The organism is Actinomadura sp. WMMB 499 (genome assembly GCF_008824145.1).
Lineage (GTDB): Bacteria > Actinomycetota > Actinomycetes > Streptosporangiales > Streptosporangiaceae > Spirillospora.
This window is the reverse complement of sequence record NZ_CP044407.1, coordinates 835,424-855,140: the sequence shown is the minus strand read 5'-3', so window position 1 is coordinate 855,140 and position 19,717 is coordinate 835,424. Positions and strand designations below refer to the sequence as shown.

13 protein-coding genes and 1 pseudogene are annotated in these 19,717 nt (G+C 74.8%); 6 read left to right on the top strand and 8 right to left on the bottom strand.

From position 1 onward, the window contains the following. The first annotated feature begins 3 nt into the window (after positions 1-3). From F7P10_RS03800 to F7P10_RS03780, 5 genes are all read left to right on the top strand, one after another. Positions 4-3,222 carry a DUF4132 domain-containing protein gene (locus tag F7P10_RS03800; RefSeq protein WP_151008096.1) on the top strand — a complete coding sequence of 1,073 codons (3,219 nt, stop codon included), beginning with the start codon at positions 4-6 and terminating at the stop codon, positions 3,220-3,222. Positions 3,223-3,358: 136 nt separating this feature from the next. Then, positions 3,359-4,453 carry an AAA family ATPase gene (locus tag F7P10_RS03795; RefSeq protein WP_151008095.1) on the top strand — a complete coding sequence of 365 codons (1,095 nt, stop codon included), beginning with the start codon at positions 3,359-3,361 and terminating at the stop codon, positions 4,451-4,453. Further along, positions 4,453-6,813, top strand: a complete 2,361-nt coding sequence (locus F7P10_RS03790; protein WP_151008094.1) for a DUF5682 family protein — start codon at positions 4,453-4,455, stop codon at positions 6,811-6,813. The genes F7P10_RS03795 and F7P10_RS03790 overlap by 1 nt, the downstream gene beginning before the upstream one ends. Continuing rightward, entirely contained in the window at positions 6,810-7,967 is a 1,158-nt protein-coding gene (locus tag F7P10_RS03785) for a VWA domain-containing protein (protein ID WP_151008093.1), read from the top strand. The genes F7P10_RS03790 and F7P10_RS03785 overlap by 4 nt, the downstream gene beginning before the upstream one ends. Continuing rightward, a complete protein-coding gene (locus F7P10_RS03780) occupies positions 7,964-9,937 on the top strand; it encodes a hypothetical protein (RefSeq protein WP_151008092.1) in 1,974 nt (657 codons plus the stop codon). Before F7P10_RS03785 ends, F7P10_RS03780 begins: the two co-directional genes overlap by 4 nt. 119 nt (positions 9,938-10,056) lie before the next feature. On the opposite strand, the gene F7P10_RS03775 is transcribed toward F7P10_RS03780, so the two are convergent. From F7P10_RS03775 to treS, 8 genes and pseudogenes are all read right to left on the bottom strand, one after another. Continuing rightward, positions 10,057-10,419, bottom strand: coding sequence for a hypothetical protein (locus F7P10_RS03775; protein ID WP_151008091.1), 363 nt, complete (start codon positions 10,417-10,419; stop codon positions 10,057-10,059). Positions 10,420-10,629: 210 nt separating this feature from the next. Then, the gene (locus tag F7P10_RS03770; RefSeq protein ID WP_254716377.1) at positions 10,630-11,433 is read right to left on the bottom strand and encodes an MBL fold metallo-hydrolase; all 804 of its coding nucleotides are present in this window, start codon (positions 11,431-11,433) and stop codon (positions 10,630-10,632) included. Continuing rightward, the gene (locus F7P10_RS43860) at positions 11,430-11,570 is read right to left on the bottom strand and encodes a hypothetical protein (RefSeq protein WP_254716376.1); all 141 of its coding nucleotides are present in this window, start codon (positions 11,568-11,570) and stop codon (positions 11,430-11,432) included. Before F7P10_RS43860 ends, F7P10_RS03770 begins: the two co-directional genes overlap by 4 nt. A 114-nt stretch (positions 11,571-11,684) precedes the next feature. Beyond that, entirely contained in the window at positions 11,685-12,614 is a 930-nt protein-coding gene (locus tag F7P10_RS03765; protein WP_151008090.1) for a DUF5954 family protein, read from the bottom strand. Positions 12,615-12,731: 117 nt separating this feature from the next. Beyond that, positions 12,732-13,756, bottom strand: a pseudogene (locus F7P10_RS03760) (rod shape-determining protein). A 508-nt stretch (positions 13,757-14,264) separates the two neighbouring features. Next, on the bottom strand, positions 14,265-15,200 hold the full coding sequence (locus F7P10_RS03750) for a C40 family peptidase (protein ID WP_176611286.1): 936 nt from the start codon (positions 15,198-15,200) through the stop codon (positions 14,265-14,267). Between the two features lie 267 nt (positions 15,201-15,467). Further along, a complete protein-coding gene (locus F7P10_RS03745) occupies positions 15,468-16,913 on the bottom strand; it encodes an aminoglycoside phosphotransferase (protein WP_368077453.1) in 1,446 nt (481 codons plus the stop codon). Next, positions 16,910-18,832 (bottom strand): maltose alpha-D-glucosyltransferase, encoded by a 1,923-nt coding sequence (gene treS, locus F7P10_RS03740; protein WP_254716375.1) that lies wholly within the window; start codon positions 18,830-18,832, stop codon positions 16,910-16,912. Before treS ends, F7P10_RS03745 begins: the two co-directional genes overlap by 4 nt. Before the next feature lie 609 nt (positions 18,833-19,441). On the opposite strand from treS, the gene F7P10_RS03735 reads away from it, so the two are divergent. Continuing rightward, a complete protein-coding gene (locus tag F7P10_RS03735; RefSeq protein WP_151008086.1) occupies positions 19,442-19,717 on the top strand; it encodes a hypothetical protein in 276 nt (91 codons plus the stop codon).

Genomic DNA, 19,717 nt, shown 5'->3' with positions numbered 1-19,717 from the left:
GCCATGACCGACCGGGTCCCGCACTCGACGGACGAGAACCTCCTGACGCTCCCGGAGACGTGGCGCCGGGCGCTGCATCCGCGCCGCGGCGGCGTGCCGGTCCCGATGGCGAAACCGGCCCGCACGGCGCCGGGACGGGCCAGAGCGCTCCTGGACGAGCGCGCCGCCGCGATCGCGTCGCCGGCGGCGGGCGGGTACGGGGACCGCGCCCTCGCGGACGCGGCACGGCGGCACCTGGACGGGGCGCCGGACCCGGCGGGGGCGGCGGCGGTCGCCGCCGTCGTCGCGGACCGCGGCGGCAGGGCGGGGACGGACCGTGCGCACAAGGCGTTCTTCGACGCGTGGGTCGTCGAGCACGGGCTCGCGTTCGCCGCCTGCGCGCTGGTCGAACTCGGCCGCACCGGGTCCGACCGGGAGACGCCCGGGGACCGCGTCGGGGCCGTTCACCTCCCGGGCGGCGCCCGCCCCCGCCTCGACGGAGCGCTCGAGCGGCGGGCCCGGGGGCTGCTGGCGGCGGCCGGCGACGGCGAGTACGCGGAAGCCGTGCGCCGCCTGGAAGGGCACCGCCCGACCCTGGCGACGCGGGCGCTGGTGGCGTACCTGGTGCCCACCCGGCGCGACTGGGTGGACGAGTCGTTCGCGGAGATCGCGACCGCCGCCGAGGCGTACAACCTCAGGTGGCTGACGATGTACTCGCTCAGCGGTCCCGAGCATCTCGCCAACCGGCTCCTCCGCCTCCGCTACGGCGACGCCCACGCGGGCCTGCTCGCCACGATGCTCGACGGCGTCGGCGCGGACGTCCTGCCGTTCCTCGCCGCCCACGCCGGCGATCCCGGCCTGAGCGGGGAGGACCACCGCAACCTGTGCGCCGCGGCCGCCCTGCTGCCCACCGACGAGGCGTTCGCGTCGCTGCTGGACCGGCGGGACGACGAGCACGCCCGGCCCGCTCTCCGCGCCGCGATGCGCCGGTTCCCGGTGCGGGCGCTGCGGCTGCTCGCGGCGGCGGGCGTCGGCGACCTGCTGGACGATCACGTCCGCGCGCACCGCGAGACGGTCGGGGCCGCGCTGCCCGGGCTGCCGGAAGGGGTGCGCGCCGTCGTGGAGCCGGTCGCCGCGGCGCACGTCCGGGTGCCGGAGGCGCCGCCCGAGTCCGTCCCGGGGGTGCTGGCCGACCCCGTCTGGCGGCACCCGGTCAGGCCCGTCATGGCGGGGCTGGAACCGCCCGCGACCCACGAGACGGTGTGGCGGGACGGCGAGCGTGCGGAGTGGCTCGCCACCGCGACGCCGTGGATCCCGGTCCCGCGCGACCCGCACTGGACGCGGCTCGCCGAATCGTGCCGCCGCGGCCACCACTCGCTGGAGGAGGCCCAGTTGCTGCTCCACGGACCGGAGGATCTCGCCCGGTCGTTCCTGCCGGACTGGACCGGCTATTTCGGCGACGACGCCCGCGAGCACATGCGGGTCCTCGTCGCCCGCCACGGCCGCGCGGTGTTCGACGCCGCGACCTCGCTCGCCGACCACGAGCCCGGCCGGAACGGCGACGTGCTGCTGCCCTTCCTGGACGCCGGAACGGCGATGCGCGCGTGCGGCTGGGCCGTCCGGCGCGGACCCGTCGACGCGGCGGGCCTGGCGTGGCTCGACCGGCACGGCCCGGCCGCGGCGCCGTTCCTCGTCCCGGCGGCGCTCGGCGGGAAGGTCAGGCCGCGCCGGGCCGCCGAGGCCGGGCTGCGGCGCATCGCCGCGCGGCACGGTGCCGGCGCGGTCGTGGACGCCGCCCCGCCGGAGGCACGGGACGCGCTCCGGACGCTGCTGGCCGCGCACCCGGCGCAGACCGGGCTCGCCGCGGTCACCGAACCCGGCGACTGGGCGGACCCGGCCTTCCTCCCGCAGGTGCTCATGCGCGACCGCGATCGCGCCCTCCCCGCGACGGCGACGCGCACGCTCCTCGAACTGCTCACGCTGCCCGCGTCCGGCACCGTCGACGCGGTCCGCGCCGTGCGGGACGCCTGCGCCCCCGAGTCCGTCGCCGCGTTCGGCCGCGCGATCTTCGAGCGGTGGCTGGAGGCGGGTGCCCCGGCGCGGGAGATCTGGGCGCTCGCGCAGCTCGCCGCGACCGGTGGCGACGCGGCCGTGCGCCTGCTCACGCCGCTCGTCCGCGCCTGGGGGGACGGCGGTGGCGCCGCCCGCGCGGCCCACGGCCTCGACGTGTTCGTCGCGCTCGGTTCGGACCCGGCCCTTGCCGCGATCCATGACATCGCGCTCCGGACGAAGTCGCCCGCGCTGTGGAAGGAGGCGCGGCAGCGGTTCGACCGCGCCGCGGCCGAGCGCGGGCTGTCGCCCGAGCGGCTCGCGGACCGGCTCGTCCCCGACTTCGGCCTGGCCGCCGACGGGACCATGACGCTCGACTACGGGCCGCGCCGGTTCACCGTCGGGTTCGACGAGCAGCTCAAGCCCACCGTCGTCGACGGCTCCGGCACGCTCCGCAAGAGCCTGCCGAAGCCGGGCGCCAAGGACGACCCCGTCCTCGCGCCCGCCGCCCACGACGCCTTCACGACCCTGAAACGGGACGTCCGCGCGGTCGCGTCCGACCAGCGCCGCCGGCTGCAGCGGGCGATGGTGGCGGGACGGCGCTGGGAGCTCGCCGAGTTCCGCGACTTCGTCGCCGGCCACCCGCTGGTCCGGCACCTCGCGCGCCGACTGGTCTGGACGGCCCACCACCCAGCCCGCCACGGCGAGGCGGCGGTGGCGTTCCGGGTGGCCGAGGACGGCACGTTCGCCGACGTGCACGACGACGCCTTCACCGTCCCCGGCCCGGCGACGATCGGGCTCCCGCATCCGCTGCACCTGGGCGGCGCCGTGGACGCGTGGTCGGAGCTGTTCGCCGACTACGAGATCCTGCAGCCGTTCCCGCAGCTCGGCCGCCCCGTCATCGCGCTGACCGAGGGGGAACGGCGGAGCGTCCGGCTGGAGCGGTTCGCGGGCGTCCGGCTGTCGGACGCCGACCTGGCGGGGCTGCGGCGGCGCGGCTGGTACACCGACCGTTTCCAGGCCATCGAGCGGACGCTCGCGAGCGGCCACCGCATCGAGGCCGAGACCGATTCCCGGGGCGCCGAGCACGTCGTCCGGGCGGTCCGGCTGGCAGCCGGCGCCGGCACGTTCGGCGACCTCGACCCGGTCGCGCTGTCGGAGACCCTGACCGCGCTGGCCGGCCCGGCGGCGTGACCGTCCGCGGCGCCCGATTTCCCCTGTACGCCCGACGGTGCCAGCATGATCGGCACCGCGCCGAAGTGTCCGACGCGCTTGCCACACTGGTCGCCACGGCCCGGACGGCCGTCCGATGACCCCCCGGAAGAAGGACATGACACAGGACACCCACGAGCTGCAGCGGCCGCCCGCCGAGGTCCGGTACGCCGCCGAGCTGGAGAAGCTCGCCCAGGACGACACCGGGCCCAAGCCCCCCGGGTGGGCGCTGAGCCTGACGGCCGCGCGCCGGTTCATCGTGGGCGACGACGCGCTCGGCGTCACCCGCAAGTTCGTCGGCGACACCGCGCTGATCGACCGGGCGCTGGTGACGCTGGCGACGAGCCGCGGGCTGATGCTGGTCGGCGAGCCCGGCACCGCGAAGTCGCTGCTGTCGGAGCTGATCGCGGCGGCGGTGAGCGGCACGTCCACGCTGACCATCCAGGGCGGCGCCGCCACCACCGAAGACCAGATCAAGTACTCGTGGAACTACGCGCTGCTGGTGTCGGAGGGCCCCTCCACCCGGTCGCTCGTGCCCGCGCCGCTGCTCACCGGGATGTCCGAGGGCCGGGTCGTGCGGTTCGAGGAGATCACCCGCTGCCCCCTCGAAGTGCAGGACTCGCTGCTGTCCCCGCTGTCGGACCGGGTCATGGCGATCCCGGAACTCGCCGGGCCGGAGTCGATGGTGTTCGCCCGCGACGGCTTCAACGTCATCGCCACCGCCAACACCCGCGACCGGGGCGTCAACGAGATGAGCGCCGCGCTCAAGCGGCGGTTCAACTTCGAGACGGTGTTCCCGATCGCCGACTTCGCCGTCGAGCTCGACCTCGTCGAGGCGGAGGCGACGCGGCTGCTGGAGCGCAGCGGCGTCGAGGCCGCACCGCGCCGGGACGTCCTGGAGGTGCTCGTCACGACGTTCCGCGAGCTGCGCGCCGGGACCACCGAGGAGGGCCGGTCGCTGGACAAGCCGCAGGCGGTGATGAGCACCGCCGAGGCGGTGTCGGTCGCGCACGCCGTCGGGGTCCGCGGCTGGTTCCTGCGCGGCGAGCCGGGCGGCGCCGCCGACATCGTCGAGTGCCTCGCCGGGACCGCCGCCAAGGACAGCGCCGACGACCTCACCCGGCTGCGCCGCTACCTGGAGCAGCAGGCGCCCCGCCGCAAGGGCGAGCAGTGGAAGGCGCTGCACGCCGCCCGGCACCTGCTGCCCGGCTGATGGCGGTCACGTTCGTCGGGGTCCGGCACCACAGCCCCGCCTGCGCCCGGCTCGTCCGCACGACGATCGAGCGGCTCCGGCCCGCGCACGTCCTGGTCGAGGGGCCCGTCGACTTCACCGGACGGCTGGACGAGCTGCTGCTCGGCCACGAACCGCCCGTCGCGATCTTCAGCTACCACCGGGACGGCGAGCACGTCGGCCGCTGCTGGACGCCGTTCTGCGGCTACTCGCCGGAGTGGATCGCGCTGCACGCGGGCCGCGCGGCCGGCGCCGACGTCCGCTTCATCGACCTGCCCGCCTGGCATCCCGCGCTCGCCGACCGCGACAACCGGTACGCCGACGCCGAGAAGAGGTACACCGAGGCCACCGGACGGCTGCTCCGCGAGTTCGCCGTCGACAACACCGACATCCTCTGGGACCACCTGTTCGAGATCGGCGACGGGAACGGGGACGACGACGCCGACGCGCTCGCCGAACGGCTCGGCGCGTACTTCGACCTGATCCGGGGCGAGGCCGACACCGGGGAGTCCGACACCGCCCGCGAGGCGTACATGGCCCGGTGGATCCGTGCCGCCGAGGCCGCCGCGGACGGCCGCCCGGTCGTCGTCGTGACCGGCGGGTTCCACACCCCGGCCCTGCGCGCCCTCGCCGCGGCCCCCGGACCGGACGGCGACCCGGCGGACGGCGGCTGGCCGGAGGTCCCGGCACCGCCGGACGGGGCGGAGGGCGGGAGCTTCCTCGTCCCCTACTCCTTCCGGCGGCTCGACGCGTTCACCGGTTACCAGTCGGGGATGCCGTCCCCCGAGTACTACGAGCGCCTCTGGACGGACGGCCCGGACGGCGCGGCCGCCGCGCTCATCGAGAGCGTCGTCACGCGGCTGCGGGAGCGCCGGCAGGCGGTGTCGACCGCCGACCTGATCGCCGCCCGCACCCTCACCGAGGGCCTCACCCGGCTGCGCGGCCACCACGCGCCCGCCCGCACCGACCTGCTGGACGGCCTGGTCGCCGCGCTCGTCGCCGACGACCTCGACCAGCGGCTCCCGTGGACGTCCCGCGGCCCGCTCGGCCCCGGCGCGCACCCGGCCGTCGTGGAGATGGTCGCCGCGCTCGGCGGCGACCGCGTCGGGCGGCTGCACCCCGACACGCCCGCACCGCCGCTCGTCCACCACGTCGCGGCGGAGCTGGAGCGGCTCGGCCTCGGCAAGGCGGGGCCGCTCACCGTCAAGCTCACGCAGCCGCGCGGGCTGGAGCGCAGCCGCGCCCTGCACCGGCTGCGCGTCCTGCGGATCCCCGGCTTCGTCCGCGAGTCGGGGCCCGACAGCGGCGCCGACCAGGTGCTCGAGGAACGCTGGCGGATCGAGGCGGCCGACGCGCGCGGCGAGCGCGAGGCCGCGCTGATCGAGGCGGGCGCGTACGGGCCGACGCTCGCCGACGCGGCCGCCGCCGTCCTGGACGAGCGCGGCGCCCGCGCGGGCGCCGACGTGGCGGGACTGGCGGCGGTGCTGTTCGACGCGGCGCTGTGCGGCTGCGCCGACCAGTCCGACCGCGTCGCCGCGTCCCTCGCCGCCGGGATCGGCGCCGCGTCCGACGTGCCCGCGCTCGGCGCCGCGCTCGAGGTGGTCCTCGGGCTGTGGCGGCACGACCGGGTGCTCGGCACCGCCGGGAGCCCCATGTTCGGCTCGGTGATCACCGAGTGCACGGACCGGCTGCTGTGGCTGCTCGAGGGGATCCGCGGCGGCCCGGCGCCCGCCGACTTCGGCCGGCTGCGCGCCGTCGCCGCGGTCCGGGACGCGCTCCTGCACGCGTCCGCGCCGCCCGCCGAGGGCGGGCTCGGCCTGGACGCGGACGCGGCGCGCGGCGTCGCCGGGCGGCTCGCCGCCGCCCCGGACGTCCCGCCCGACCTGCGCGGCGCCGCGTTCGGACTCGCCCGCGTCCTCGGCGACGCCGCCGACGCGGCCCGCGCCGTCCGGGGCGCCGCGGCCCCCGGCACCCTCGGGGACTGGCTCGCCGGGCTGTTCGCGCTCGCCCGCCAGGAGGTCCTGGACACCGGCGGCGGCCTCCTCGGCGTGCTGGACGAACTCGTCGACGGGCTGACCGAGCACGACTTCCTCATCGCGCTGCCCGCGCTGCGGCAGGCGTTCGAGTACTTCCCGCCCCGCGAGCGGGAGACGATCGCGCGGGGGCTGCTGGACCGCCGCGGCCTGCACGGCACCGCCCGCACCCTGCTGCGGCCCGCCCCGGTCGACCCGCTGCTGGTCGCCGCGGCCCGCGAGCTGGAGGAGCGCGTGGGCCGGGCCCTCACCGCCGCGGGCCTCGCCGACGGCCCCGGAGAAGGCTCCGGAGAAGGATCGAGCGCATGACATCCCCCGACCTGGAACGCTGGCGGCTGATCCTCGGCGCGCCCGCCGACCCCGCCACCGGCGGCCTGTCCGGCGACGCCGCCGCCCGGGACGCCGCCCTCGACTGGCTGTACGGGCGCGACCCCGACCTTGCCGAGCGCGGCGTCCGGCGCGGCGGCGGGAACGGCGGCGACCCGGCGCGCGACGGCGACCGCACCGGCGGTGACGGGCCGTCGCAGCTCACCACCGTCGACTGGCTCGACGAGGTGCACCGGCTGTTCCCGAAGGAGACGATCGAGCGGATCGAGCGCGACGCCGTCGAGCGGTACGAGATCCACGACGTCGTCACCGACCCGGCCGTCCTGGAGCGCATCGAGCCCGACCGGACGCTGCTGAAGGCGGTCCTGCGTACCAAGCACCTCATGAACGACGAGGTGCTCGCCCTCGCCCGCCGCATCGTCGAGCAGGTCGTGCGGGAGCTGATGGACAAGCTCGCTACCGAGGTGCGGCGGACGTTCCACGGCACCCGGTCGCGGCGGCCCAGCCGCATCAAGCACTCCCGCAACTTCGACTTCCATCGCACGATCCGCGCGAACCTCGCCCACTACCGTCCCGACGAGCGGCGCCTCTACATCGAGGAGCCGAAGTTCCTGTCCCGCACCCGCAAGCATGTCGAGCAGTGGCAGCTGGTCCTGCTGGTCGACCAGTCGGGCTCGATGGCGGGGTCGGTCATCCACTCGGCCGTCACCGCCGCCTGCCTGTGGGGGCTGCCCGGCCTCAGGACGCACCTGGTCGCGTTCGACACCTCCGTCGTCGACCTCACCGACGACGTCACCGACCCCGTGGAACTCCTCATGAAGGTGCAGCTCGGCGGCGGCACCGACATCGCCCGCGCCTTCGGCTACGGCGCCGGCCTGATCGACAACCCGCGCCGCTCGATCATCGCGCTCGTCTCCGACTTCTACGAGGGCGGCGACGCGCACCGGCTCGTCCGGGACGTGAAGAAGACCTGCGAGCAGGGCACGCAGGTGCTGGGGCTCGCCGCGCTCGACGAGGACGCCAACCCCGACTACGACCGGGGCCTCGCCCGCCGCCTGGCGAACGCGGGCGCGCACATGGGCGCGATGACGCCCGGGGAGCTCGCCGAGTTCGTCGCCGAAAGGATCGGCCGATGATCCGCACCGACCTGCTGTCGCTGACCCCCGACGGGCTCGCCGCCCTCGCCAACCGGGGCCTGGTCAAACGCGCGGCCAAGGACCTCGACGCCGGCAACGGCCCGGAGATCACCACCACCGGCGACGGCGGCGTCGAGGGAGCGTTCCCCGACGGCACCCGCGCGTCCCTGCCCGCCGGCGCCGGGCTGGACGCCGCCACCTGCACCTGCGCGGCCACCGGCGCCTGCCGGCACCGCATCTGCCTCGTCCTCGCCTACCAGCGCGCCCACGCCGGAGCCGCCGAGGCCGACGACGCCCCGGCCGTCCCGGACCCGCCCGCCGACTGGACGCCCGGCGCGTTCGACGACGACGCGCTCGCCCGCGTCCTCGGGCAGCGCGCCCTCACCGCCGCGCGCCGCACGCTGCGCTCCGGCTACTCTGCGACGATCCGCCGCCCCACCCCGCAGGACCCGGTCGCGCAGGTCGAGCTGCCGAGCTGCACCGTCCGGTTCCTGGTCCCCGGCGAGCTCGGCTACGTGCACACCGACGCCGTCGCCGCCGTCCGCGGCCCGTCGACCGTCCTGGCCGTCTGGGCGTTCCGGGAGGCGGACGAGCGCGGCCTCACCGCGACCGAGACCCGCGTCGACGTGGGCGGCACCCGCTCCGGCACCGCCGACTCCACACTCGACGCCGCCGCCGAACTCGCCGACCAGGTGCTGCTGGAGGGCGCCGTGCACGCCGGCCCCGTCCTCGCGACCGGCCTGCGCCGCACCGCCGCCGAGCTGTCCGCCCGCGACCTGCACTGGCCCGCCGCCGCCGTCGGCGACCTCGCCGACCAGCTCGCCGCCTACCACGAGCGCCGCGCCGACCACGACACCGCCCGGTTCGCCGAGCTCCTCGCCGAACTGCACGCCCGCCGGCGCGCGTCGCGTGCCGGGGTCCCGGGGGCGCCCCGCTCCGCCGTCCTCGGCACCGACGAGGCGGCCGAGACGCCGCTGCGCCGCGTGCGGCTCGCCGCCCTCGGCTGCCGCGTCGGCGGCTCCGCCGGCACCCGCACCGCGGACGTCTTCCTCGCGCACGCCGCCACCGGCATCGTGCTCGTCCTCAAACGGCGCTGGGACGTCCCCGACGGGGCGCGGCTCACCGGCGCCGACCTGGCCGGACGGCGCATCCTCGGCGCGTCGGTGCGGTCCCTGGCCGCCGCGAACGTCGTCTCCGAGAGCGCGGCCCGCAGCGCCGGGCGCGTCGTCCGGGTCGCCGCCGGGCGCATCGCGAAGACCACCGTCACCCCCCTCGGCGGCGCGTGGGACAGCCTGCCCGCCGGGCTGCGCGTCACCGACCTCAAGGCGCACCGGGAGGCTCTGGACGCGCTGCCGCCCCGGCTGGTCCGGCCCCGGATCGAGGCGGAGTTCGTCCGCGTCCTGGAGATCGCCGAGGTCCGCGACGTCGGCTACCATCCGGGCGCCCAGCGGCTCGTGGCCGAGGTCGCCGACGCGTCCGGCGGCACCGCGGTCGTCGCCGCCGACTACAGCCCGCACCGTCCCGCCGCCCTCGACGCCCTCGCCGCCGCGCTCCCGGAGGCGACCCGGATCGCCGGATCCGTCCGCCGCGACCGCGGCGGCCTCCTCGTCGACCCCTTCGCGGTGCGGACCGCCGACGGCGCCACGATCGTCCCGGACCTCGCCCACGGCGACGGCTCCGACGCTCTCGCCGCGCCCGCGCCGCGCCCGTCCGACCCGCTCTCCACCGCGATCGACGCCGCCCTGGAGGTCACCGCCGAGGCCGCCCACCGGGGCCTGGCCCACCTGCCGCCCACCTTCCGCGACCGCGTCACCCGCACCGCCGGCGAGCTGCACCGCGCCGGGCTGCGCGCCGCCGCCGGCGCCCTCACCGACCTCGCCGCCGCGCTCGGCGGCGACGACCGGCACGCCACCGCGCGGGCGTGGGCCGCCGCCCAGATCCGCCTGCTGGCCACCGCCGAACTCCGCTGAAGGTACTGCTCCGGCGAAGTCCGGCGGTGGTGTCGGGCCGCGGAACGGGCCCTCCCGGCGGGGCCGATCAGGCGGCCCCGGCCGGGATCAGAGGGCCGGTGGGACGGCCTCGCGCAGGGTCACGACGCGCAGATGGCGTAGACGCTGATGCCGACGCTGGAGTACGCCTTCTGGCGGCCGAGCCCGATCCAGCCGCGGCCGTCGTCGGTCGGGAAGGACCCGACCAGGATGGCGTCGTTGCCCTGGGCCTCGGCGCCGCCGCCGATGACCTGCTTGCCGCTCGGGCAGTACACGGTGCGGCGCTGGAAGTTCGGAACGTTCGCGTTCGGCAGCTTCACGATCTGGTAGCCCGCCGGCGCCTGCCGTGCCTGCGACGGCTGCGCGGCCCCGGAGGACTGGGCGTGCGCGGCGCCGATCGTCGCCAGGCAGGTCACGGTGACGGTGCCCGCCAGCGCGAGCGTCGCGATCTTCTTCGAAGGCATGGTGCTCTCCCTTTCGCGGCGGCCTCCTGGAGAGGCCGTACACGGAAAGCATCTATGTCTGCACTGACCGTGACTATGACAACGAGTGATATATCGACTTCATAGCGTGTCATCGTCTTGTTCTTGCGAGGCGTCTTGTCCGCCGGCGCACTTCGCGCTAGAGCCCGTCCTCAGCGCCGCGTCCGGCTTCGTGCGATGCTCCAGCGCCGGTCAGGCACGGCACGTGAGCGGCCGGCCGCCGTTGTAGGCGACCATGTCGGTCAGCGCCGCCACCGTGTCGATCGCGCAGCCGGGCTCGAGGCCGTCCAGCTCGGCATAGGCCCGGTACAAGTTGCCGACGATGCGCTCGCGGTCGGTGAGGTCCGCGTACGGCCCGAGGTTGGTCTCCCGCGCGGCCTCCAGCGGGGTCAGCCCGGCGGGCTTGGCCTCGGCGGCGACGGCCTGCAGGAACCGCAGGTAGCCGAGGACGCCGTCGATCAGCTCCGGCCCCGCGACGGGACCGTGCCCGGGGACGATCGTCTCCGCGCCCAGCGGCGCGACGACGCTCTCCAGCACATCGATCAGCCCCGCGACCGACCCCTGCATGACGAACGGGGTGCCGCCGTTGAACAGCAGGTCGCCGCTGAACAGGACACGGCGCTCGGGAATCCACACGATCGAGTCGTTGGTCGTGTGCGCGGCGCCCCCCACGTGCCGCACCTCGCAGCGCAGATCGTCCGCCCACAGCGTCACGCCCTCGGTGTAGGTGAGGAACGGCGGCTCCGGTTCGAAGTCGCCCCAGTCGACCTTCGTCCAGAACGGCTCGTCGAACGGCGCGCCCCACGCCAGCACGCCCTCGCGGGTGCCCTCGTGGCCGACCACGGTCGCGCCGGCGAACAGGTGGTTGCCGAACGTGTGGTCGCCGTGGTGGTGCGTGTTCACCAGGGTCCGGACGGGGCGCGGCGTCACCGACGCGACGGCCTCCAGGTACGCGCGGGTGCGGCGCTCGGTCGAGCAGGCGTCCACGCTCGTCACGCCGCGCGCGAGCCGGCGATGAAGCCGGTGTTGTTGATCCACCAGGAGCCGTCCGGCTGGACGTACGCGAAGATCCCGCCGGAGACCTCCTCGAGCCGGGGCGTGCCCGGCCCCTCGAGATCGGGTGCGTCGCTCATGCGGATCTCCCGGGAACGTGGCGCGGATGCGACGTGGCATCGTACCGGCGCACGGCCCCGGCCGCGATGCGCCGCCCCGCGCCGCCCGCGCCGCCGCGCGGGGCCGCCACCGGGTCACTCGAGGGGGACCTCGTCGGACGGGCGGGCGGGTTCGGGGCCGTCGGGGCCGACGCGGATCATCCGGGCCACGCGCGCGATGCGGAAGCGGCGCCCGCACGCGACGAACTCGACGCCGGTCCCGTCGTCGATCCGGTCGGCCGCGCGGGCGTACTCGGCGAGTTCCCCGGGGCTCGGCGGCGGCGCCTCCGGCGGCGGGAAGCGCGGCAGGGTGCGGCGGAAGTAGTGCGAGAGCGCGCGGCGCGCGTCCTGCGGACCGGTGCCCCCGGTGATCGGGCGCCAGTGGTCGTCGCGGTCCTCGACCACGGCGAACAGGGGCGGCAGGAGCACGACGCCCGGGTAGTCCCGGACGGCCGCGAGCGCCTCGCGGCGTTCGCCGTCCGGGACGTCCCCGGCGCCGGGAGCCGAGCCGAGCAGTTCCAGCCGGAGCGCCGCGTCGGACGGGCCGACGGGGGCGGCGGGGTCGAGCCGGAACCCGTCGATCGGGCCGCCCTCGACGTCGGTGGCGCGGGCCGGTTCGGGCCCGTCGGCGCCGAGCCGGGCGAACGGCGGTACCCGGACGATCCGGTAACGCCGCCCGTTCACCGCGCAGTCGGTGCGGACGGGCGCGTCCAGGTCCTCCGGGTCGAAGACGTCGGCGAGGGCCCGCATCTCGGCGCGCACCGCCGGTTCGGCCTTCGCGGCCCCCTCGCGCAGGCGGATCGCCAGGTCGACGCGGGCCTCGTAGGGATCCATGGAGTCGAGCGACAGGATCCGCCAGACGCCGTCCGCCTGCTCGGCCACCCCGAACTCGGGCGGGCCCGCGGCGATGATCTTCGGGTAGGCGCGCATGCGCTCCGCCGCCTCCTGGTCGCGCACCGCCTCGACCGGGCCGAGGTCACGGACGACGTTGATGAGGTCGTGTCCGGGCATCTCCTTGAAGGACATGGGTCCATCGTGGCGCCGCGCACGCTTCCGCGGGGCGGAAACGGCCACCCGGTCAGCGTCCGGATGACTCCGGCTCAGGGGGCCGGTCAGGGTCCGCCCCGCGGCGCGCGAGGATCGTCAGTACTCGGGCTGGTAGTCGGGCAGGTATTCGGGGACGGTGGTGAGCACCTGCGGGCGCGGCGAGCTGTCGCGGGCGGACGGCTCCTCGCTGCCGGCGGACCGCAGCACCATGGCGGCGCCGAGCACGGCCGCGTCCCCGGTGTCGTCGCCGACCCGGGCGGCGACCCCGACCCGCTCGCGGATCAGCCGGTCCAGGCCGGGCAGCTTGGCGCAGCCGCCGGTCAGGGTGACGCCGACGCTGAGCAGGTCGCCGGAGACCTCGGGCCCGCAGCCGGTGAGCCCGGCGCGGATCGCGTCGATGATGCGGCCGAGCGGCGCCCCGATCGCGCGCTGCACGTCCGCGGTGGTCAGCACGACCTGGCGCGGCAGGCCGCTGGCGACGTCCCGTCCGGTCACCACGGTCTGCCCGGCGGGGCGGCGGCCCAGCGGCGGCACCGCGCCGACCGCGAGTTTGGCCTGTTCGGCGGCCGTCGGGGACAGCACCACGCCCTGCTCGCGCCGGACGAGCTGGATGATCGCCTTGTCCATCGCGGTCCCGCCGACCGCGGCGGTGTGCGAGGTGACCAGGCCGCCGAACGCGATGACGCCCACGTCGGTGAGGTCGGCGCCGATGTTCGCGACGACGGCCACCTCGGGACGTCCGGCGGAGGTCATGCCCATCCCGATGGCCGCGGCGATCGGCGTGGGCACCAGCGTGAGCCGCCGCGCCCCCGCCTGGTAGGCGGCGAACTGCAGGGCCCGGTAGTGCACCGAGGACATGCCGCTCGGGACGGTCGCGACGACGCGGGGCCGCGCCATGTAGTGCTTCCGGTGGTGGTGCCGCACGAGGCGGCGCATCAGCCATTCGGCCTCGTCGGTCTCCGTCGGCGCCCCTTCCCGGATCGGGCGCACGAGGGTGACGTCGGGGTTCGGCCCGCCATCTCCCGTGCCGGGGTCCCCAGCGCCAGGATCCGGCCCGTCTGCCGCGAACGGGCGAGCAGCGACGGCTCCCGGCAGACCACGCCGTTCTTCTCGACGTGCATCCGCACGGTCGCGCTGCCCAGGTCGATAGCGGTGTCACGGCCCGCGAAAGTCCACATCCGCGTCCCTCCCCATCTCCTGTAATCAGTCGCATGAGCTCCGTTGATGCCCGCGCCTTTTCCCGCGATGCCAGCGCCGGGTAAGCGAATGGCAAGGTCATGGCCGGTGCGGATCCGGCATGTCCGATTCGCTGACCGGACGGGCCGTCGCGCGCTTCCCGCAGTTCCGCGACAGCCCCAAGAAAACACCTTCCGGTGGTGTGCGGCGGCGCATGCGGCGAAGGTTCCGGGGGCAGACGGACGCCGCCGCCATGGACGTTCGGACGTCCATGGCGGCGGCGGTCGGTCAACGGCACCGGGCGGTCGGCCCCCGCCCGCACGGCTCGCTAAGGCCGCTCGTGTCCGGGCGGCTGCGGGCCGGATCGGGCTCGCGGGATCCGGTTCGGGCGTCCCGCGGGCGCGCGTGGTGTTCCGTGTGTCTTGGTGTGCAGTGTCTTGGTGTGCCGGGTGTCTAGTGCGGACGGTGTCCCGGCGCGGTCATCGACGCGGTCATCGACGCGGCGATCGATGCGGTCATCGACGCGGTCTGGCTCGCGAAGGCGTGCCAGGAGTCGAATCCGGCGGGCCGCATCGGCCAGTGGGACATTCCGGCGGGCTTCGCGGCCATCTTGCCGGAGTGCTGCTCGGACGGCGGGTTCTTCGCCGGAGCGGGACGTGTCGGCTTTCCTGGCCGCGCGGGCGGTGCCGCGTGCTGCGCGTCGCCGGCGGGCGAGCCGATCGGGGGCTTTCGGGGGTGGTGGGGTGCGTTCTGTGCGGAGTGCGGAGTGTCGGGGGTCCGCGTCTTATCGGGCGGGGCCTCGGCGGGCTTCTCGCTCAGCCGGTCGATCTTCTCGGCGAGATTCCTGATCTCCAGCGGGAATTCCCGCTTTTCCGGTGCGCCGGGTCTCACCGCACCTGCGAACTGTTTCTTCCGGCTCTTGGTGAGCTTGTTGATCCGTACGCGGGAGCCGGAGTTCGGGGCATGGAGATATCGGTCATTGCCGACGTACATCCCGACATGGCCGCGATTTCGGAAGAAGATCAGATCTCCCTTCTTGAGGTTCTTCAGCTTCACCTTGCGGTCGATCCTGCGGTACTGCGCGTGCGTGACCCGCGGGATCTTGACGCCGGCCTTGCGCCAGGCGGCCATCACCAGGCCGGAGCAGTCGTAGGCGTTCGGGCCCTCGGCGCCCCACCGGTACGGCTTGCCGATCTGCTTCTTGGCGAACCGCACGGCCTTGCGCGCCTGGTCCTCCTGCTTCTCCTGCTTCGCGCGGTAGGCGTCGTACGCCTTGACCTTCTCGGTGGTCGCCGCGTCGAGGTTCAGCCGGTCCAGGACGGTCCGGTTCAGGTCCGCCCGCGCGACGCCGCCGAGCGGCAGGGCCAGGGCGAGCCCGGCGGCGGTCATCGTGACGGCGGTGCGGCCGCCCTGTTTTCGAATGGCCGACCCGGCGTGCCGGATCCGGCCGGAACGGGACCGGTTCCGGCCGGGTCCCCGATTGTCATGGCGTGCGATGGACATTCGTTCTCCGCTTTCGTTCGCCGCCGGGTACCGGCGGTCGGTTGATCTTGCCTGCGACGGTTCGGGTACCCGTTGATCGCGCTCGAATTGGGCGAACGAGCCGATTTTGCATGATCATGGCGGCGAATTAGCGGGGTCGATCAGTGTCTTTGATCAAGCCGTCAGGTGGGCGAGCGAGCCCAGCGGCACCGGCAGCCACGCGGGCCGGTGCCGGGCCTCGTACCGCACCTCGTAGACGGCCTTCTCGAACTCGAACGCGCGCAGCAGCGCCGCGTGCGCGGCCGGGTCGGGGCCGCCCGCGGCCGCGTACCCGCGGCAGAACGCGGCCCGGTTGCGGGCCGCCCACGCCTGCGCGCGCGTCTCCAGCCGCGGACCGGACTCCGGCGGCACGGTCCCGGGCTTGGTGATGAGGAACCGCGCCGCGTACTCGAACGAGCGCAGCATCCCCGCGACGTCCCGCAGCGGGTGCGCGAGCGCGCGGCGCTCGTCCGGGGAGCGCGCGGGTTCGCCCTCGAAGTCGAGCAGCGTCCAGCCCGACTCGGTGCGCAGCACCTGCCCCAGGTGGTAGTCGCCGTGCACCCGCTGGACGGGCAGCGGGACGGCCGACGAGGCGAGCTCGACGAACGCGGCGGTGAGCGCCTTCGCGTGCGGCGCGAGCCCGGGTACCGCGCGGCACGTGGCGGTGAGTTCGTCGTTCATCCGCGCGGCCATCGCCCGCACCTCGCGCGCCGAAACGGTCTCCACCCCGAACGCGTTCGCGAGCGCCACGTGGACCTGCGCGGTCGCGGTGCCGAGCCGCTCGGCCTCCGCCGCGAAGTCGCCCCCGGCCACGCTGGCGTCCAGCTCGGCCCACTCGTCCGCGCCGGGTGCCGGAGTGTGCGCGTACCAGTCCCGGACGCTCGCGATCGCGAGGCTCCAGCCGTCCGCGCCGGTGTGCAGGTAGTCCGACAGGAGCCCGAGCGTCACCGGCTCCGCGGCCGTCCCGCCGTCCCGCGGCCCCTGCTCCAGCTCGATCCAGCCGAGGACGGCCGGGACGTGCGCGCACCCGTCGCGGGTCAGCGCGAGGTTCACCTCCAGGTCGAGGTTCACGCCGTGGCTGAGCCGCCGGAACAGCTTGCAGATGTAGGCGTCGCCGAACAGCAGCGAGGTGTTGCTCTGCTCGCCGGTGATGGGCAGGCTCGCCAGGTCGGTGCGGATGCGGGCACCGGGCACGTGGTGGAACCGCACCGGCCCGACCGACGCGCCCTCCGCCAGGTCGGTCAGCAGGGTCCGGGTCAGGTCGGGGTCGAACGCCGCGTCGTACAGCCGGGCCTTCGGCTCGTCCCGCCCGTCGGCGAGCACGTCGATCTCGGCGTGCCGCAGCCGGCCGGGCAGGTCGCGGCGGACGCCGAGCAGGACCTGGTAGCGGTCGGTGGCGCCGTCCTGGGTGACGTCGATGGCGAGATGGTGCAGGCCGGGGTCGCCGGGACGCAGCTCGGTGGCGGACCGCACCGACAGCGCGTCGATGCGGCGGCCGTCCTTCCCGCCGAACCACCGCTGCCGGGGCAGCCACTCCGCGATGCTCCGGACGAGGACCGGATCTGGCGGGAGCACGGTCACCGGCCACGCCCCGTCTCCGCGTTCTCCGGCGGGTCGAGCTGGAACCAGTAGAAGCCGTGGCCGGGGAGCGTCAGCAAGTAGGGCAGCTCGCCGATGGCCGGGAACTGCACGCCGCCCATGCACTCGACGGGGGAGTACCCCTCGAACCGGCGCATGTCGAGCTCGACCGGCTGCGGGAAGCGAGACAGGTTGCTGATGCACAGGATCGTGTCCATCTCGCCCCACGGGCTCTCGTCCTCGGTGATCTCCCGGGTGAAGGCGAGGACGGACGGGTTCGAGGACGACAGCTCGACGTACGAGCCGACGCCGAACACCGGGTGCCGCTGCCGGATCTCGATCATCCTGCGCGTCCAGTGCAGCAGCGAGCCGGGGTTGTCGTGCTGCGCCTCGACGTTGACGGCCTGGTAGCCGTAGATCGGGTCCATGATCACCGGCAGGTAGAGGCGGGCCGGGTCGCACTGGGAGAAACCGCCGTTGCGGTCGGACGTCCATTGCATGGGGGTGCGGACGGCGTCGCGGTCGCCGAGCCAGATGTTGTCGCCCATGCCGATCTCGTCGCCGTAGTACAGGACGGGCGAGCCGGGCAGCGAGAGCAGGAGCGCGGTGAACAGCTCGAGCTGGTTGCGGTCGTTGTCCAGGAGGGGGGCCAGGCGGCGCCGGATGCCGATGTTGGCCTTCATGCGCGGGTCTTTGGCGTATTCGGTGTACATGTAGTCGCGCTCTTCGTCGGTGACCATCTCCAGGGTCAGCTCGTCGTGGTTGCGCAGGAAGATGCCCCACTGGCAGTTCTCGGGGATCTTCGGTGTCTGCGCCATGATCTCGGAGATGGGGTAGCGCTGCTCGCGGCGGACGGCCATGAAGATGCGCGGCATGACCGGGAAGTGAAACGCCATGTGGCATTCGTCGCCCCCGGTGACCGGGTCGCCGAAGTACTCGACGACGTCCGCGGGCCACTGGTTGGCCTCGGCCAGCAGGACGCGGTCGGGGTAGAGGCGGTCGACCTCGGCGCGGACGCGCTTGAGGTAGGCGTGCGTCTCCGGCAGGTTCTCGCAGTTGGTGCCTTCGCGGGCATAGAGGTAGGGGACGGCGTCGAGGCGGAAGCCGTCGATGCCGAGGTCGAGCCAGAACCGCAGGTTCTCCAGCATGGCGTCCTGGACGTCTGGATTGTCGTAGTTCAGGTCCGGCTGGTGGGAGAAGAACCGGTGCCAGTAGTACTGCCCGCGCACCGGGTCGTAGGTCCAGTTCGACTGCTCGGTGTCGACGAAGATGATCCGCGCGTCGGGGTACTTCTCGTCGGTGTCGTCCCACACGTAGAAGTCCCCGAACGGGCCGTCCGGGTCGCTGCGGGACGACTGGAACCAGGGGTGCCGGTCGGACGTGTGGTTCATGACGAGGTCGGCGATCACCCGGATCCCGCGCTCGTGGGCCTGCTCGATCAGCTCGACGAAGTCGCCCAGCTCGCCGAAGTCGGGCAGGATCGCCGTGTAGTCGGCGATGTCGTAGCCGCCGTCCTTGAGGGGCGACTGGTAGATGGGCAGCAGCCAGAGGCAGTCGATGCCGAGCCACTGCAGGTGGTCGAGCTTGGAGATGAGCCCGCGCAGGTCGCCGTAGCCGTCGTTGTTGGAGTCGGCGAAGCCGCGCACCGACACCTCGTAGAACACCGCCGTCTTGAACCAGTGCGGAACACGGGGCGAGTCCTCGTCGAAGGTGTCGGGGATCGGGCCGGTCGCGGGGCCGGTCACCGGCGGCGGGGCCGGACGGTCCGGGGCGGGGCGGTTCGGGGCGGGGCGGTTCGGGGCGGGGCGCGGGGCCGGTTCGGAGGGGGCGGCCGCACCGTTCCGGCGCGCCGGGTCGGCGGGCTCCGGAGCGCCGCCGCTCCGGCCGGACGCGCCGCTGCTGATCTGTGGCCGAACGTGCATGACCCACCCCGCTGTGTTGGAGATACCTAGATCAGCAATGCCCGCGTGCCGCTCGGACGACGTTCCCGGACGGCAACCATCCGTAAAAATCTGCGTACGCACCGTGACCTTCGCCGGTGGCCGGACTGCGCCCGCGCCTGCGGGCCGGGCGGATCGCCGCGTCCCCGGCCGGTAGATCCGCCGTGGGGCCGATCTACGTGCCGTCCGCGCGGTCCGGCACCCGGAGCGGGTACCGGTCGGCCGCGGGCACCGCAGGCGGAAAAGGGCGGCAAAAAGGCGGCACGGAACGGCCGTGACACTGGCGCGTGCGCGCCGCAATGCTTGCCGCGCGACGGTTGTGTCATGTCCGGGTTTTTAGGTTCGTGGCTTTTTCTGGCGCATGCCGGGGGTAGGTCATTTCCAAGCTCAGCACCTGCCGCGCGGCAGCTGACGACAGTTCGGGCGGAAAAGAATGTTTCGTCCAAAGCGATCGGAGGGACAGTGGAGCGCTGGGAGAAGTCGCCATCGGTCGTACCGACGCGCGATGACGTCGTACCGACGCGCGACGACCTCGTGACCCGGCTGCGCGCCCGTTTCGCCGGAATTCCGGCCGAGAGCGTGCGCCGTTGCGTGGAGGACCTATGGTCCTGCTGCACCCATATCGGGGTGCGGCCCGAGGAACGGACCATCGAACGCCTCGCGGCGTCCCGGCTCACGGGCGTCGAGCGGGGCGCGCGCCCGCCGCACCCGGACGGGCGCCGGGCGCGCGGGGCCGTGTCCGACGCTCCCGGCGAACGGCCGCCGGGCGTGGCCGCCGCGCCGCCGCTGCCGTCGCGCGTCCGCGCCGACCTGACCGCTCCGCCGAGGACGCCCCGCGCGGCCGCGCCGACCCCGATCGGGATGTGA